This window comes from Bradyrhizobium sp. SEMIA (assembly GCF_014844175.1).
In the GTDB taxonomy this organism is placed as follows: domain Bacteria; phylum Pseudomonadota; class Alphaproteobacteria; order Rhizobiales; family Xanthobacteraceae; genus Bradyrhizobium; species Bradyrhizobium arachidis.
The window spans coordinates 548,547-564,449 of the sequence record NZ_CP046601.1; the positions used below are offsets into that span (position 1 = coordinate 548,547).

Sequence of the window (15,903 nt, forward strand, 5' to 3'; positions counted from 1 at the left end):
ACCCATGAGATATGACAGTGACGGCGGCGGAGCCAATGCTTCGCCGCCGCATTGTCCTGTCTGGATATCTTGATCGAGAAGGCATTTCGCCGATGGTCGGTTTCCCGCTGCTCCTGATTCCGCTCGCGGTCTACAACATCATCGCCTTCCTGATGCCGAGCGTGTCCTTCACGGACGTGCTGTTCAAGGTGCCGATGATCACGGGCGAGACCTGGCCGGTGACGCTGGCCGATCTCCTGCTCGCGCTCGGCGTGGTGCTGCTGCTGCTCGAGGTGGTCAAAGGCGCGCGGCCCGGCTCGAAATTCGTGATGGATCATCTGCTGTCGCTGATCGTGTTCGGCGCGGCCGCGGCCGAATTCGTGATGTGGCCCAAGTTCGGCAACTCCACTTTTTTCCTGCTGGTGCTGCTCGCGATGGCCGATTTCTTCGGCGGCATCGCCCAGCGCACGCGCCGCCGCGTCGCCTATGTCGCCGAGACGGTGCCGGCGCCGCGTAAGGCCAAGCGTCAGGCTGAAGCGCCGGCGGACGAACCCCCGTCCGAGCCCAAATTGTCCGAGCCCAAGTTCGGAGCCGGCGCCCGCGCCACGAAGCCCGCGCCTGTCGTGCCGCCCCCCGCCCCTCGGCGCAGTCGGTCGCCGAGTCCGTGCTGATGGATCATCCCGCGCCGAAGCCGGTGACCCCGCCCTCGCCGGAAATCCCCTCGCCGCATCTGCAGCCGGGCAACGGCACGCCGTCGTCCCCCGACGCGCCGCGCTGATTTCTCTGGATTTGCTCGCATCGCACCGCGGCGACAGTGTGCTCCCTCGCCCCGTTCTTACGGGGAGAGGGTTGGGGTGAGGGGCCTCTCTCCAAGGATGAGATAGCCGTGGGGACCTGTAGCCCCTCACCCGGATCGCAAGAGCGATCCGACCTCTCCCCGCAAGCGGGGAGAGGTAAGAAGCGCCGTCTCACTTCAAATGAATCTCAAGCCACCTGCCGCGTGCGTGCGGCGACGCTTCCGAGCGGGTGCTTGCTGCCGTAAGCCATCCGCGCGTCTTCAGAGGAGCCGCGGCGCAGCCGTGTGGTCTGGGGCAGGTGCTCGGCATTGGCGATCAGCTGAGTGACGAAGCTCGGATCGGGGCGCGGCAGCGGCGCCTTGTGGACCCACGCAAGCGTGGGCACAACCGTCACCAGGGCCGTGCCCGTGCCGGCTTCCACCACGTTCGATCGATCAGTACCCAACATCGCAATCACCGTTGATCCGGCGAAGATGTCGCGTTTCGGGACGCTGGCGCCGGGTGCGAGTCAGTACTCGCAAGGCCTATGCCGCGCGGGCCGATTTGGTTCCGCCGCGCGCAGAAACGTGGTTTCCAAATTGTTTATCAACTTTGCCTAGGGTCGGGGGCGAATCTGGCTCTATCCTGTGCTGGCTCCGGACTCCCCTGTTGTCCCGAAATGAGGCGATTTTGATCCCCGCATTGCCGCAAGCCTCCGACATCCTGGCCGCGCTTGGCCAAGCCGTGTTCGCCTGGGACATCGCCAGTGACGCCATTGCCTGGGGCGACCAAGTCGGCGCGGTCTTCCCCGGTATCCCCACTGAGCGGCTCGCCACCGGCGCTGAATTCGCCAAGTTGATCGAGCCTTCGCAGTCGCTGCGGACCGCCTCGCTGACCCAGACCTCCGCGGTGCATGGCGCCGACGGCACGCCCTACCGGGTCGAGTATGGTGTGCGCATGAGCGCCGCCGATCCCGTGGTCTGGATCGAGGAGACCGGCCGCTGGTTCGCCGGCCCCGATGGCCGCCCCACGCGCGCGATCGGCTCCGTCCGCATCAACAATGAGCGTCACGCCCGCGACGAGGAGCTGACGAGGCTCGCTCGGCTCGATCCGCTGACCGGCGAGTTGAACCGCTCGCATCTGATCGCGGCGCTGGCCGAGTCGATCGAGGAGACGACCCGCTTCCGCTCGACCGCCGCCTTCATGCTGGTGGGCATCGATCATCTCGCCCGCGTCAACGACGCCTTCGGCTTCGACGTCGCCGACGCCGTGATCCTCGATGTCGCCAAGCGCATCCGCGCGCGGCTGCGCGGCGGCGATGTGCTCGGGCGCTTCTCCGGCAACAAGTTCGGCCTGATCCTGAAGAACTGCACCGTCGACGACATGAACGTCGCCGCCGAGCGTTTCCTTGCCGGCATTCGCGACGAGGTGGTGCCGACCAAATCCGGTCCGGTCTCGATCACGGCCTCGATCGGCGCGGTCAGCCTGCCGCGTTATGCCCGCAACACCGACGAGGCGGTCAACCGCGCCCATGAGACGCTGGATGCCGCCAAGCGCCGCCGCGCCGGCTCATTCGCGGCGTGGCGTCCGGATGCCGCGCGCGACGCGCAGCGCCGCGTCAACATCCGCGTCACCGACGAGATCGTGACCGCGCTGAACGAGCGTCGGATCAGGCTCGCCTATGAGCCGGTGGTTGCGGCGACCTCGCGCGAGCGCGCGTTCCACGAATGCCTGGTGCGGATGGATCAGGGCGACGGCCAGGTGCTGCTCGCGCCTGATATCGTGCCGGTGGCGGAACGGCTCGGCCTGATCCGCCTGGTCGATCACCGCGTGCTCGAGCTCGTGGTCGCCGAGCTCGCGGCTGCGCCGGATATTCGGCTCAGCCTCAACATCTCGCCCGATACCACGATGGATCCGGACTGGTGGGCCGGAATCGAATCGTTGATGCGTGCCCATCCCGGCGTCGCCGAGCGGCTGATCGTCGAGATCACCGAGACGGTCGCGATCCAGGACATCGACGACGTCCGCGCTTTCGTCGGCCGGCTCAAGCATTTCGGCAGCCGAATCGCCATCGACGATTTCGGCGCCGGCTACACCTCGTTCCGCAACCTGCGCAAGCTCGGCGTCGATATCGTGAAAATCGACGGCGCCTTCGTGCAGAACATCACCCATTCCGCCGACGACCGCGCCTTCGTGCAGACCCTGATCGACCTCGCCCGCCGTCTCGACATCAAGACCGTCGCCGAATGGGTGCAGGACGAGGAAGCCGCCAACATGCTGGGCGATTGGGGCTGCGACTACATCCAGGGCCGCCTGATCGGCCTCGCCTCAGCCGACCGCCCATGGGGTGCACCGCCGGACAGCGCGCTGCCTGCGGCAAGCTGAGATGCCGTAGTTGAGATGCCGTAGGGTAGGCAAAGCGACTTGTCCGCCGTAGCTCGAAGAGCGAAGGCGGAAGCGTGCCCACGACTTCTGTTGCATTCGTGGCGAGATGGTGGGCACGGCGCAAGCGCGCCTTTGCCCACCCTACGATTGCGCCTTTGGGCCGCTCTCGCCTACGTCGTTGCGAGCGTAGCAATGACGACGTGGCAGGCTACGCCACGCAAATCCCCGCTACCGCGACCTTCTGGAACAGATGCGGGCTGGCCACGGCCGACGCCGGGTAGTCCGCGATCTTGGCGCGGAATTCCGGGTGGGTGAACGCCGCGCGGAAATGCGCGTTGGATTCCCACACTGCGTAATTGAGATAGGTCGGATTGTCGCCGACGGCGCGGTGGAGCTGGGTCGAGATGAAACCCGGCTGGCGCTTCATGAAGGCGGCATCGTCCTGCCAGCTCGTCAGGAAGCTCTGCTCATCCGCGGCATCGAGCGTGAACAGATTGACCAGCACCACGGGGCCGGCATCGAGCGCGATCTGGCGGTCGATCGGGAAGGCGGGGTCGAGAGGGCGCATCTGGGGCATGGCATCACTCCGTCTAGCTTGGTACTATCATGTCAATTCGACAAGATATGACATATGAGTTTGACATGATGATGTCAATACGGAGCAATCATTACAAATGACCAGGACCAAGCGGAGCCCGGCAGGCGATGCCCTGACCGGCCTGATCCTCGACCTGTTCCGGGCCAACGGCCTGCTCCTGACCGCAGGTGACCGGCTGGTCGCCTCGCTCGGCCTCACCAGCGCGCGCTGGCAGATTCTCGGGGCGATCGTCGATGCCGAGCGGCCTGAGCCGGTCGCCTGGCTGGCGCGCAATCTCGGCGCCAATCGCCAGAACGTGCAGCGCATCGTCAACGATCTGGAGCGGGACGGTCTCGTCGTATTCGAGACAACCCGCATCATCGCCGGGCGCAGCTCGTGGTGCTCACCGACAAGGGCAGGCAGATCTACGATGCCGCCGGCCGCTTGCAGGTCCCGTGGGTCAATGGCCTGTCGGATGGATTGTCGGTGAAGGAGATCGAGACGGCCCATCGCGTGATCGGCGCCCTGCGCGACCGGCTGGAGGGAAGCGGCGAGGGGTGATCGCGCCGTACCGCGCTCCTTGCGCAGGCGCCGTAGGGTGGGCAAAGCGTAGCGTGCCCACCATAGAGAGATGGTGGGCACGGCGCGTGCGCGCCCTTGCCCACCCTACGAAACCTTTATACCCCTTCATCCAGCGCCACCAGCTCGCGCTTCTTGCGCAGCGATGGCAGCAATGGCGCGATCAACAGGATCAGCGCCAGCACGAGGCAGGCCGCCGAGATCGGCCGCTGCACGAAGGTCAAGAGATCGCCCTGCGACAGGATCAGCGACTTGCGCAGATTGTTCTCCAGCATCGGCCCGAGCACGAAGGCGAGCACCAGCGGCGCCGGCTCGTAGCCGAGCTTGCGCATGAAATAGCCGATGATGCCGAACGCGATCATCACATAGACGTCGAACACGTTGTTGCTGGAGCAGTAGACGCCGAGGATCGTGAACAGGATGATCAGCGGGAACAGGATGTTGTAGGGCAGCTTCAGGAGCTGCACCCACATGCCGATCATCGGCAGGTTCAGGATCAGCAGCATGACGTTGCCGATATACATGCTGGCCACGATGCCCCAGAACAGGCCGGGGTTTTGCGTGATCAGCAGCGGCCCCGGCTGCAGGCCGTGGATGACGAAGGCCCCGAGCAGCAGCGCCATCACCACGTTCGGCGGGATGCCGAGCGTCATCAGCGGAATGAACGCGCCGCCGGCCGCCGCGTTGTTGGCCGATTCCGGACCCGCGACGCCCTCGATCGCGCCGTGGCCGAACCGCTCAGGCGTTTTCGACAGCCGTTTCTCCAGCGCGTAGGAGGCAAACGAAGCGACCACCGCGCCGCCGCCCGGGAGAATGCCGAGCAGGAAGCCGAGCAGCGTGCCGCGCGCGACGGGGCCGGTGCTCGCCTGCCAATCGGCCTTGTTGGGCAACAGCTGCGTGATCTTGGCGTTGATGATGTCGCGCTTGATCGCCTGCTCGGTGTTGAGCAGCACCTCGGCGACGCCGAACAGGCCCATCACCACGGGCACGAGGCCGATGCCGTCGATCAGCTCCATGCGGCCGAAGGTGAGGCGCGGCTGCGCCGTGATGCTGTCGAGACCGATCAGTCCGAGCACGACGCCGATGCACGCCATCAGCAGTGCCTTCGGCATCGAGCCTTGGGTGAGGAAGGTGAGCACCACGAGGCCGAGTACCATCAGGCTGAAATACTCGGCCGGGCCGAACGCGATGGCGATGCTGGCAAGCTTTGGTGCCACGAGCATCAAGGCGATCAGCGCAAAGGTGCCTGCAATGAAGGAGCCGAAAGCGGAGATGCCGAGCGCGGGACCGGCACGGCCCTGCTTTGCCATCTGGTGACCGTCGATGCAGGTGACGACGGAAGCGGCCTCGCCGGGGATGTTGACCAGGATCGAGGTGGTCGATCCCCCATACATCGAGCCGTAATAGATGCCGGCCATCATGATGATGCCGGATTCCGGCGTGCCCGACAGCGTCACCGGCAGCAGCAGCGACATCGCCGAGATCGGCCCGATGCCGGGCAGCACGCCGACCAGCGTACCGATGAAGACGCCGATGAAGCAGTAGAGCAGGTTGATCGGGAGCAGGGCGACGCCGAACCCATGCGCGACATTGGCAAGCGTATCCATGGGTCAGCCGATCCCGAACAGGCCCGAGGGCAGCTGGATCAACAGCAGCCGCTTGAGCACCCACCACATGCCTGATGGCACCAGCACAGCGATCGGGATCGCCAGCGTCCAGCGCACGGGATCGATCAGTCGGAGTAGCAGCAGCATCAGCGGGATCGACGATAGCAGAAATCCCAGCGGCTCCAGCGCGAAGGAGAACGCGGTGAGGCAGGCGATGACGAGCAGCGGCTTGCTCCAGCGCGCATTCTCCCAGCGCGAGGCCAGCGTCGGGCCACCCTCGGTGATCGCTGCGATGATGATGCTGCCCGCGAACACGCACATCAGGATGCCCGTGTAGAACAGCACATAGCCGGAGCCGGGATCGTTGATGGTGCCGAGCTTCAGCTTCAATCCCTGCCAGATCACGAAGCCGCCGAGCGCAAGCCCGATCAGCCCGCCCCAGAGCTCGGAGTTGTTGAGGCGGAGTTTGACGTTGGTTTGGTTGCTCATTCGAAGCACCTCTAGATCACCGTCACCCCTGCGCAACGGCGAAGCCGTTGTCGCTGAGGTGGCCGCTTCTTCAACGGCCCTCGAAGGGCGACGGTGCCACGATCCATCCTTCGAGGCGAGCCGCAACCGCGGCTCGCACCTCAGGATGACGCCGGCATGTGTGGCAATTCAGTCCTACTTCTTCGCAAGCCCGAGGCTGTCGATCACCTTGCGCTCGGACTCCGTGACCTCGACGACGAATTTCTTGTAGTCCTCGGTGTTCTTGTAGTTCGGCACCATGTCGTATTTCGCGAGCGTCGCGATCACCGCGGGATCCTCGACCGCCTTCTTGAAGGCATCGTGCAGCTTGGCGACGATCTTGGGATCCATGCCCTTCGGTCCGGCAACGCCGAACGGGGAATCATAGACCATGGGATAGCCGAGCTCCTTCAGCGTCGGCACATCGGGATAGTTCGGCGACCGTGCGCCGGTCCACACCATCAGCAGCTTTAGCTTGCCGGCGTCGACCAGCGGCCGCCAACCGGTGGAGTCGGCCTGCAGCATGGTGTGCTGGCCGAGCACGGCGGCATTGGTCTCCGCGCCGCCCTTGAACGGCACCTGCGTGAGCTTGATGCCGGACATCGCCGCGATCTGCTCCATGCCGATATGCAGCGAGGTGCCGGTGCCCGGCGTCGCATAGGTCACCTTGCCCGGATTGGCCTTGGCGAAGTCGACGACGTCCTTCCAGGACTTGAACTGCGATTCCGCGTTCGTGGTCACGCCGAACGTATAGCCGGTGAGGTGGATGATGTAGGTGAAGTCCTTGGCCGGATCCCACGACACCTCCTGCATCAGCGGCAGGCGGAACACGGTGATCGGAATCTGCGCAATGGTGTAGCCGTCGGGCTTGGCGGCCGCGGCCATGGTCGCAGGGCCCACCGTGCCACCGCCGCCGGCCTTGTTGTCGATCACGATCGGCTGCCCCAGCACTTTCGAGGCGCTGTCGGCGATCGCGCGCATCGAGATGTCGGTGGAGCCGCCGGCCGGCCATGGCACGATCAGCGTGATGGGTTTGCTGGGATAGTCCTGCGCACCGGCGGCAGTTGCAAGCAAGGCGCCGACAACATGCATGGCGGCAAAGGCGAACGTCTTCAGCCCGTATCGCGACATCGAAATTCCTCCCGCGCAGCGGCCTCGCTGGACCGCCGTTTCTCGTTCTTGTGAGGCGATTGTTCCTGAAATCACGCGAGAAGAAAAGCGCGTTGCGCGGACCGGGCACGCGGTCGAGGCCGCTATCCCGGCGGAAACGGGGCGTGCGACAATTCGTCGTTTGGAGGTGTGCCGAGAGGCGGAATTTGAGGGAGCCGGAGCCGTTACGCCACGCGGCGAACTGCGTTCAGCGTCTCGATGGTACGTCCGACCTCGGCTGCCGGGCACGGCTTGCCGAAATAATATCCCTGCACGGCGGTACAGCCGCATTCGCGGACGAAGTCGAGCTGCTCGATGGTCTCGACGCCCTCCGCCGTGGTCTCGACGCCGAGCACGGAGCCGAGGCTGGCGATGGTGCGGACGATGGCGACGCTCTCCGGGCTTTCGCCGAGCGTGCCGACGAAGGAGCGGTCGATCTTGATGCGGTCGAACGGAAACTTGCGCAGGTAACTCAGCGAGGAATAGCCGACGCCGAAATCGTCGAGGCTGACGCGGACGCCCAGCGCACGGAGCTGATGCAGGATCTCGATGGTCGCCTCGCTGTCGTCGAGCAGGGCGGTCTCGGTGACCTCGAGCTCGAGCCGCTGCGGCGGCAGGCCGGCCTCCGCCAGCGCGCTCGTGACCATCGCGACCAGCCCGCGCGAGCGGAACTGCACCGGCGACAGGTTGACCGCGACGGTGACATCAGGCCATGAGGCGGCGGTGGCGCAGGCCGTGCGCAGCACCCATTCGCCGATCGGGACGATCAGCCCATTCTCTTCCGCGATCGGAATGAACTCGGCGGGCGAGACGAAGCCGCGCGAGGGATGTTTCCAGCGCAGCAGCGCCTCGAAGCCGGTGAGCTCGGTGGTGTCGAGCCGCACCTGCGGCTGGAACACCAAATGGAATTGGTTGCCTTCCAGCGCGCCGCGCAGGTCGTGCTCCAGCGCGTGGCGGCTGCGCGCCTCTTCCTCCATCTCGGGCTCGAACAGCTGATAGGCGCCGCGGCCTCTGGCCTTGGCCTGGTACAGCGCGAGGTCGGCGCATTTCATCAGCTCGTCGGCATCCAGGCCGTGATCGGGCGCGATCGCGATGCCGACGGAGACGCCGACATGGATCGACTGGCTTTCCAGCGCCGGCGGATGGCCGATGATCTCGACCAGGTGGCGGGCGAGCTTCTCGGCCGATTCCGGCTGCGGCCCGCGCTGGAGCACGGCGAATTCGTCGCCGCCGAGGCGCGCGACGGTGTCGTGCTCGCCGACATTCTCCTTCAGTCGCGCTGCGACCCAGCGCAGCAGCCGATCGCCGGCGGCATGGCCGAGGCGGTCGTTGACGGTCTTGAAATTGTCGAGGTCGAAGCAGAGCACCGCCATCGCGCCGCCGGCGATCGCGACCTGGTTCAGCCCCTCGCCCATCTTCTCGCGGAACAGCGTGCGGTTGGGCAGGTCAGTCAGGGAATCGTGCCGCGCCATGTGCGCCACGCGCGCCTGCGCCTTGTGGCGCTCGGTGACGTCCTCATAGGTGACGACCCAGCCGCCATGCTCCATCCGCTTGTGGTTGAGCTTGATGATACGGCCATCGCTCAAATGACGGTGCAGCGTGTGCTCGCCTTCCCGCAGCCGCTCGACATAATCGGCATAGAGCGTGGCCCCGGTCGTATTCGGATGGATGCCGAGGTCGCAGCTGTGCTCCATGATCTCGCGCATCGAGACGCCGGGCTTCACCACGTCCGGGGAGAGGCCGTACATCTCGATGTAGCGGCGGTTGCACACGATGACGCGCAGGCTGGCATCGAGCATGCACAGGCCCTGGCTCATGTTGTTCAGCGCCGCATCGAAGCGGCGGTATTGCTCGCTCAGCTCCTCGACCGCGCGCTCGCGCTCGGTGATGTCCTCGTAGGTGGCGACGAAGCCGCCCTCGGCCAGCGCGCAATAGCGCACCGAGATCACGGTGTCGTTCGACATGCTCCGGCGCATCGGCGAGGAGTCGCGGCTGGCGATCCGGGCGCGGGCGGCTTCGAGGATCTGCTGCGGGCTGTATTCCGAGGAGAACGCGCCGTTCGTTATCGAGCGCTCGATCAGTTCGCCGAGATGCGTGCCGGGTCTGGTCTCCTCCGGCGACAGCCGGTAGATGGTGCGGTAGGTGGTGTTGCAGACGCGCAGACGCATGTCGCTGTCGTAGAAGGCGAGCCCGTGCGCCATGTTCTCAAGCGCGGCATCAAGGATGAAATTCTGCTGCCGCAGCGTCTCCTCGTATTGCAGCCGCTCGGTGACGTCCTCGTGCACGGTCACCCAGCCGCCGTCGGGCAGGAAGCGCGAGACCGCCTGCACCATCCGCCCGTCGTAGCGCATCACCAGCAGGGTTTTCGCCTTCCTGCTGCGTACGTCCTCCAGCCTGGTGTCATGGAATTCGCCGGCCGACATGCCCGGCAGGTTGCCGCGCGACAGCCAATGGTCGATCGCCGTGCTGTGCGTGACGCCCGGTTTCACGACCTCGGGGTCGAGATCGTAGAGGTTCAGGAAGCGTTCGTTGCAGACCACGACGCGGCTGTCGGCATCATACATGATGAGGCCGTGCGACATGTTGGCGAGCGCGTGCTGGCTGCGCTCGGTCTGCACACGCAATTCCGCTTCGAGCCGGGCAAGGCGGCTGACGTCGTCGCAGATCGTCATCCAGCCGCCGCCGGGAAGCGGCTTCAGCTCGAGCGACATGACGAGGCCGGTCGCAAGCCGCTGCTCGGTCCGGAACGGCTTGCCCGCTGCGATCTGCGCGATCCGCGCCGAATACAGCGTGTCGAGCTCGTCCTCGGGAAAGTTGCCGCGCCTCGCGCTGTGCGCAAGCACCTCGCGGTAGCTCGCGCCCACCCGCACGATGTCGGCCGACATGTCGAACAGGCTGAGGTAGCGCTGATTGACCAGCACGATCCGGTTGTCGGCATCGTAGACGCAGACGCCCTGCTCCATGTGATCGAGCGCAAGCTGGCTCAGCCCGACCAGGGCCTCCGGGCCCTGCTCGCGGCGTGCACCAAGCTCATTGTCGCGGGTCGACGTCATGGGATCGGCGGGTCTCGGCGGGCAATAGACTTAACGCAACGTAATTCGGGCGCCGAGGGTAGCGAACAGGCGGGAAAATTCCCTTAAGCGCAGTAGTTTACGGAGGGTGACTGGCGATGGGGAAAGGTCTGTGCCGGCACGCGAATGCGGAAGTGCCTGCAAGCCAGAGTTGGCCCGAGAGCGCGCAGCAAACTCCGCTGTCGTCCCTGCGAACGCAGGGACCCATAACCACAGGAAGACGTTTGGCGAAGACTGGCCGTGAAGAGGCTTTGCCGCGTTACTGGGACCTTGCGTTTACCGATAGATTCCGCGGTATGGGTCCCTGCGTTCGCAGGGACGACAAGAGGCCTACGGTCCGTACAGCACGAGCTCGGTGTCGGTGAGGTCGCCGAGCTGCGGGCGGTGCGGGCCCTTGAAATATTTGCGGCCGCGCCGCTCGGTATAAATGCCGGCGAGGCCGGGGATCGGGCCGTTGGCATCGACCGCGACCGAGATCTTGCCGAGCCGCAGCAAGAGCCGGCCGATGCGGCCGGCGCAGGCGGCGTATTCGGCGGCGCTGCGGCAATAGATCAGCTTCATCGCGGGCGGCGCGATGAAGCCGCGGCGGATGCGCACTGGTTGCAGGATGAACGGGAACGTTCCCTTCGGCGTGCGGACGACCAGGCTGAGGCAATTGTAGCGCGCATGCCGCGTCAACAGCTCAGTCTCCTCGGCGGAAAGTCCCTCGATGGCCTTGGCGTGCTGCGGGATGACCTCGATCTTGCTCCAGCGCGGGGCGCGCGTCAGCGCCGGCACGGAAAAGAAGATGCCGCGGCAATAGGCGCGAAAACCCTGGGTCTCGATGATCGGCCAGGTCCACGGCGCCGGCGAGATGTTGAGATAGGTGACGTCCTTGTGCCGCTGCGCGATCTTGGTCAGCAGCGGCGCATAGTTGCGGTAGGCCGGATCGACATACCAGCTCGACAAATTGCACTGGATGGCGGTCTCCTCGCCGACCTTGCGCGTCGTGTAGATCAGCAGCAGCACGCCGACCGGCGTACCGTCATTGTCGAGCATGTAGCCGAAGCGCGGGTAGCCCTCCGGCACAGGCCGGAAGGCCTGCCGGCGCAGGCCCTGGATCCAGTAATTGTACGAGCGGCCGACAAAGCCGCGCGTCAACAGGTCTGCGACCTTCTCGACGTCGGCTTCGGTGATCTCGCGGCATCGGACCTTGGTGTGGATCACGCTCGTCTTGCCCGTGGAAATGGGAGGCCTCGTGAGTTGAGTTAGCGCCAGCCTTCGCCATGGGCTTCAGTCGCGATCTGCGACTGCATGCCCATGATCTCCCGCACCTTGGCGGGCCAGGCGGAAAGGTCGGTGCCGTGGGTGTGGAACATGGCGACGGCGAGGCGATCCATGCCGAAGGCGACGCAGCCGGTGTGAGCGGGCTCGCCATTGGCGTCCTGGATGCCCCAGGTCGTGCCGAAATGTTCGCGGTGATAGTTGAAGCTCATGCAGGCGGTCGGCTGCTCTTCCGAGCGCAGCGGGATCAAGAGCTCGAACTTGAGCTGCTGCTGCTTCTGACTCACCGCCTTCATCTGGCCGACGCGGCCGAAGAAGGGGTCGCTGGCATAGTCGACACGGAAGGTCAGGCCGAGGTCGGTCGCGATCTTCTGCGCGCGCACCATCCAGCGGTCGCGGAAATCGGCGACGTCATCGGGCGTGCCGATGCAGACATATTCGCGCATCCGGAACGATTGCAGCCGGTCGAGATGCTTCGACGGCTCGCGGCGGAAGCAGTCGGCGGCGACGTCGAAGCGCAGGCCGCCCTTTGGCAATTGGCCGCGGCTCGCCGCGATCGGATAGACCGGATAGCAGGCGGCGGGCGAGAGCACGAGGTCGGCCGGCGAGAGCGAGGTGGTCCAGTCGCCGCCGGCATCGAAGCGGCTCACCGCGGCGTTGATCTCGCGTTCGGTGCCGTGCAGGCCGCAGACGCAGCCGAGCAGGTTCGGAAAGCTCTTGAGATAGCCTGATTTCTCCAGCTGGGCCCGGCTCATCACCGGCGGGAAGCGCAGCGCTTCGGTGCCGGCCTCGCGATGCCGAGTGATCAGCGCGGCGAGCTTCTCGACGACGCCCTCATAGAGCGCGGTGCGCGCATAGACGCCGTCCGAGCCCATGCGGTGGAACAGCTTGTCGGCGAGATGATCGAGCGGATCGGCAATTTCAGGCGCGGTCTCGGGCGAGTTGGGGAGGACGGCAATGTTCATGGGATGGTGTCCTGCTATCTGAAAATTGTTCTTGTTGTTTCAGTCATGAAGGCTTGCCGGCACGCCGCTCATCAGCGTCGAGGTCGCGGCGTTGGCCAGAATGCGGTCGTTGTTGATCATGATCGGCGACGACAGCACGTCGCGCAGGTGACGGCCCATGGTGAATTCGCCGTCATTACGGTAGCCGGAGAGGCCGGCGGTGCGCATCGCGTGCATCACGGTCTCGACCGCGAGCTCGGAGGCCTGCACCTTGAGCAGCGTGATCGAGGATTGGAAGTCGAGCGAGCCGAGCGCGCGCTCGTCATGCTCGGCGCGGGCAAAGGCATCGATATTGGCCGCGATCAGCGCGCGCAGTTTTGCGAGCGACATCTTCGCAGCGGTGAAATGGGCGGCGGCTGGCGGCATCTGCCCGCCGGACGAACGGGCCGCCTTGCGGATGAAGGCCTGCGCGCGCGTGACGGCGGCGGCGGCAATGCCGGCCCAGGCCGACGACCAGCACAGATGGGCGAACGGCGTCATGGTCTGGGCGTGGATCTTGTCATAGGCCTCGGGGAAGACGCGGTCGGCGGGGCAATCGACCTTCAGCTCGAAACCGGTGGAGCAGGTGCCGCGCATGCCGAGCGTTTCCCAGGCCTGGTCTGCTTCAGCGAATAGTCGTCCTTGGCGAGCGCCAGCAGCACCTGGTCGGAAGCGGCAGCATTGGTGGCGCGGCGGGCGATGGTGACGAGACCGTCGGCCTCGGCACCGTAGGAGATCACTGTGGCGTCGCGCACCAGCGAGATGGTGTCGTCGGCGTGATCCACCGCCGCCGCGCTGGAACGAACGTTGCCGCCGTTCTGGCCTTCCGTGGTGGAGGAGGCGAGCAGCCACTGGTCGCGCGCGACCCGGCGCATCATGGTTTCCATCCAGGGAATGCCGTGGCCGTGCCTGGTCACGCAAGCGACCTTTGTCGTGTGCATCGCGTAGATCATCGCGGTCGAGGCGCAGGCGCGCCCGAGCGTGTAGCAGATGTCGGTGACGTCGTGGATCGAGGCACCGAAGCCGCCGAACTCGACCGGGATCATGACGCCGAGCAGTTTTTGCTCCCGTGCGACGTCGAACGCTTTATGGGGAAAGCGGGCGTCGCGATCGACGCCGTCTGCGTCGGCAGCCGCCGCAGCGGCGGTCCGGGCAGCGCGCTCGATCAGGGAGGGACCCTGTTCGAGAAAACTCGTTTGTGTATCGTCGACAGTGAGGACCGCTTCACGCACGTTCATACTCGTCCGCCTCCGGTTTGCCGTTCAGGATCGCCGGCATCATTCGCGACGCCGTGTAGAGCGATCCCCCGACCATCTTTGCTTGTGAGACGAGGCTACGGATTTAATTCAAATTCGTCGATGAAATAGAGGGTAAACGAAGCCCAATTCCGAATGGACAGTTAAGGTCCGGTTGTTTGCATCGCCGGAAATTCGAAGCTCGCGTTAGGGTTCTGGAAGAAGGGCGAATTCCAGACAATCTGAGTCATCGTTTACTAAGAAACCCGAAGTAATGGTGACGCCCATTGCGAGATCGGCTGGCCGTGCCCATCGTAGCCGGCGACCGGTCCGACTTTGATGACAGATGGGAATTTACCGATGCAGGCCTTCGACACCGAATTGCGCAATCGCATCATCAAGCTGGTGAGGGGCATTCTCGCGCAGAATTCGCTCAGCGCCGAAGTCGCGCCACAGGCGAAGCTCGTCGACGTCGGCCTGACCTCGATGGACATGGTCAATCTGATGCTGGGTGTCGAAGCCGAGTTCGACTTCACCATCCCGCAAGCCGAGATCACGCCGGAGAATTTCCAGTCGGTCGAGACGCTGGAGCGGATGGTTGCGACCCAGCTGAAGCTGGCGGCCGCGGCTTAATAGGTCGTAACTCTCTCCCGGTGTCGTCCCTGCGAACGCAGGGACCCATACCGCGGAATCTATCGATCGTTGAAGGTCGCGGTACCGAACTGCGAGTCTTCGCCAAACAACGGCCTGTGGTTATGGGTCCCCGCTTTCGCGGGGACGACATCGAGTGTGAGGCCCGCGCCACCGCTCCTCACGTCACCGGCATCCGACCCACCACCCCCGTTCCAAAACCCCCGCAAAACTGGCATAGCTTAACCATGTCGTATGTAGCGGACAGGGTGGAGCAGGCATGGCGCAGGCGGTATTGGGCATCATCGGCGGCTCCGGCATCTACGATTTGCCGGGCCTCGAAGGCGCGCACGAGGAGGTGATCAAGAGCCCCTGGGGCGAGCCGTCGGCGCCGCTCCGGCGCGGCACCATCGCGGGCCTGCCGATCGTGTTCCTGCCGCGGCACGACAAGGGCCACCGGTTGTCGCCCTCCGACATCAACTATCGCGCCAACATCGACGTGCTGAAGCGCGCCGGCGTCACTGACCTGATCTCGCTGTCGGCCTGCGGTTCCTTCAGGGAGGAACTGCCGCCCGGCACGTTCGTTCTCGTCGATCAGTTCGTCGACCGCACCTACAAGCGCGAGAGCTCGTTCTTCGGCCGCGGCTGTGTCGCGCACGTGTCGATGGCGCATCCGGTCTCGCCGCGCTTGCGCATCCATCTTGCAGCGGCGGCCGAAGCCGAGGGCATCGCGATCGCGCGCGGCGGCACCTATGTCTGCATGGAGGGCCCGCAATTCTCCACCTATGCGGAGAGCATGACCTACAAGACACACGGTTACTCCGTGATCGGCATGACCAACATGCCGGAAGCGAAACTCGCCCGTGAGGCGGAGATCTGCTATGCCACCGTCGCGATGGTGACGGATTTCGACTGCTGGCATCCCGATCACGACGCCGTCACCGTGCAGGACATCATCCGCGTGCTGAACTCGAACGCCGACAAGGCCAAGGCGCTGGTGGCGCGGCTCGCAAAGGATTTTCCGCGCGAGCACGAGCCGTGCCCGATCGGTTCGGACCGTGCGCTCGACACCGCGCTGATCACCGCACCCGAGGCGCGCGATCCCGAACTCCTGAAGAAGCTCGATGCGGTGGCCGGGCGCATCCTGCGCGGGTGAGACGCA

11 protein-coding genes and 3 pseudogenes are annotated in these 15,903 nt (G+C 65.2%); 5 read left to right on the forward strand and 9 right to left on the reverse strand.

Translation table 11 applies throughout. The features are described from left to right. Positions 1-92 precede the first annotated feature (92 nt). Positions 93-757, forward strand: a pseudogene (locus tag FOM02_RS02685) (hypothetical protein). Positions 758-963: 206 nt separating this feature from the next. On the opposite strand, the gene FOM02_RS02690 reads toward FOM02_RS02685, so the two are convergent. Beyond that, positions 964-1,224, reverse strand: a complete 261-nt coding sequence (locus tag FOM02_RS02690) for a hypothetical protein (protein ID WP_027563256.1) — start codon at positions 1,222-1,224, stop codon at positions 964-966. A gap of 221 nt (positions 1,225-1,445) precedes the next feature. Here FOM02_RS02690 and FOM02_RS02695 point away from each other — a divergent pair, with 221 nt between their 5' ends. Continuing rightward, the gene (locus tag FOM02_RS02695; protein ID WP_027563255.1) at positions 1,446-3,140 is read left to right on the forward strand and encodes a bifunctional diguanylate cyclase/phosphodiesterase; all 1,695 of its coding nucleotides are present in this window, start codon (positions 1,446-1,448) and stop codon (positions 3,138-3,140) included. A gap of 208 nt (positions 3,141-3,348) precedes the next feature. On the opposite strand, the gene FOM02_RS02700 is transcribed toward FOM02_RS02695, so the two are convergent. After that, positions 3,349-3,717: an antibiotic biosynthesis monooxygenase family protein gene (locus tag FOM02_RS02700; protein WP_027563254.1), complete on the reverse strand. Its 369-nt coding sequence runs from the start codon at positions 3,715-3,717 to the stop codon at positions 3,349-3,351. Between the two features lie 97 nt (positions 3,718-3,814). Here FOM02_RS02700 and FOM02_RS02705 point away from each other — a divergent pair. Then, a pseudogene (locus FOM02_RS02705) lies at positions 3,815-4,278 on the forward strand (MarR family winged helix-turn-helix transcriptional regulator). 116 nt (positions 4,279-4,394) lie between these two features. Here FOM02_RS02705 and FOM02_RS02710 read toward each other — a convergent pair. The 7 genes and pseudogenes from FOM02_RS02710 to FOM02_RS02740 all read right to left on the reverse strand — a co-directional run bounded on the left by FOM02_RS02710 (position 4,395) and on the right by FOM02_RS02740 (position 14,114). After that, positions 4,395-5,903: a tripartite tricarboxylate transporter permease gene (locus FOM02_RS02710; protein WP_027563252.1), complete on the reverse strand. Its 1,509-nt coding sequence runs from the start codon at positions 5,901-5,903 to the stop codon at positions 4,395-4,397. A 3-nt stretch (positions 5,904-5,906) separates the two neighbouring features. Then, positions 5,907-6,392 (reverse strand): tripartite tricarboxylate transporter TctB family protein, encoded by a 486-nt coding sequence (locus FOM02_RS02715; protein WP_027563251.1) that lies wholly within the window; start codon positions 6,390-6,392, stop codon positions 5,907-5,909. Positions 6,393-6,566: 174 nt separating this feature from the next. Continuing rightward, positions 6,567-7,541 (reverse strand): tripartite tricarboxylate transporter substrate binding protein, encoded by a 975-nt coding sequence (locus FOM02_RS02720; protein ID WP_027563250.1) that lies wholly within the window; start codon positions 7,539-7,541, stop codon positions 6,567-6,569. Between the two features lie 203 nt (positions 7,542-7,744). Then, a complete protein-coding gene (locus tag FOM02_RS02725; protein WP_027563249.1) occupies positions 7,745-10,612 on the reverse strand; it encodes a PAS-domain containing protein in 2,868 nt (955 codons plus the stop codon). Between the two features lie 348 nt (positions 10,613-10,960). After that, positions 10,961-11,836 carry a hypothetical protein gene (locus FOM02_RS02730; RefSeq protein ID WP_027563248.1) on the reverse strand — a complete coding sequence of 292 codons (876 nt, stop codon included), beginning with the start codon at positions 11,834-11,836 and terminating at the stop codon, positions 10,961-10,963. 41 nt (positions 11,837-11,877) lie between these two features. Further along, positions 11,878-12,858 carry an amino acid--[acyl-carrier-protein] ligase gene (locus FOM02_RS02735; RefSeq protein ID WP_027563247.1) on the reverse strand — a complete coding sequence of 327 codons (981 nt, stop codon included), beginning with the start codon at positions 12,856-12,858 and terminating at the stop codon, positions 11,878-11,880. Positions 12,859-12,897: 39 nt separating this feature from the next. Next, positions 12,898-14,114, reverse strand: a pseudogene (locus FOM02_RS02740) (acyl-CoA dehydrogenase family protein). A gap of 357 nt (positions 14,115-14,471) precedes the next feature. Here FOM02_RS02740 and FOM02_RS02745 point away from each other — a divergent pair. Together FOM02_RS02745 and FOM02_RS02750 are read left to right on the forward strand one after the other, a co-directional pair. Then, positions 14,472-14,744 carry a phosphopantetheine-binding protein gene (locus tag FOM02_RS02745; RefSeq protein WP_027563245.1) on the forward strand — a complete coding sequence of 91 codons (273 nt, stop codon included), beginning with the start codon at positions 14,472-14,474 and terminating at the stop codon, positions 14,742-14,744. 277 nt (positions 14,745-15,021) lie between these two features. Continuing rightward, positions 15,022-15,897 carry an S-methyl-5'-thioadenosine phosphorylase gene (locus FOM02_RS02750; protein ID WP_027563244.1) on the forward strand — a complete coding sequence of 292 codons (876 nt, stop codon included), beginning with the start codon at positions 15,022-15,024 and terminating at the stop codon, positions 15,895-15,897. The last annotated feature ends 6 nt before the right edge of the window (positions 15,898-15,903 follow it).

Coding starts and splice junctions, on each gene's coding strand:
- FOM02_RS02690 (WP_027563256.1), bottom strand. CDS start 1,224: ATGTTGGGTACTGATCGATCGAACGTGGTGGAAGCCGGCACGGGCACG.
- FOM02_RS02700 (WP_027563254.1), bottom strand. CDS start 3,717: ATGCCCCAGATGCGCCCTCTCGACCCCGCCTTCCCGATCGACCGCCAG.
- FOM02_RS02710 (WP_027563252.1), bottom strand. CDS start 5,903: ATGGATACGCTTGCCAATGTCGCGCATGGGTTCGGCGTCGCCCTGCTC.
- FOM02_RS02715 (WP_027563251.1), bottom strand. CDS start 6,392: ATGAGCAACCAAACCAACGTCAAACTCCGCCTCAACAACTCCGAGCTC.
- FOM02_RS02720 (WP_027563250.1), bottom strand. CDS start 7,541: ATGTCGCGATACGGGCTGAAGACGTTCGCCTTTGCCGCCATGCATGTT.
- FOM02_RS02725 (WP_027563249.1), bottom strand. CDS start 10,612: ATGACGTCGACCCGCGACAATGAGCTTGGTGCACGCCGCGAGCAGGGC.
- FOM02_RS02735 (WP_027563247.1), bottom strand. CDS start 12,858: ATGAACATTGCCGTCCTCCCCAACTCGCCCGAGACCGCGCCTGAAATT.
- FOM02_RS02745 (WP_027563245.1), top strand. CDS start 14,472: ATGCAGGCCTTCGACACCGAATTGCGCAATCGCATCATCAAGCTGGTG.
- FOM02_RS02750 (WP_027563244.1), top strand. CDS start 15,022: ATGGCGCAGGCGGTATTGGGCATCATCGGCGGCTCCGGCATCTACGAT.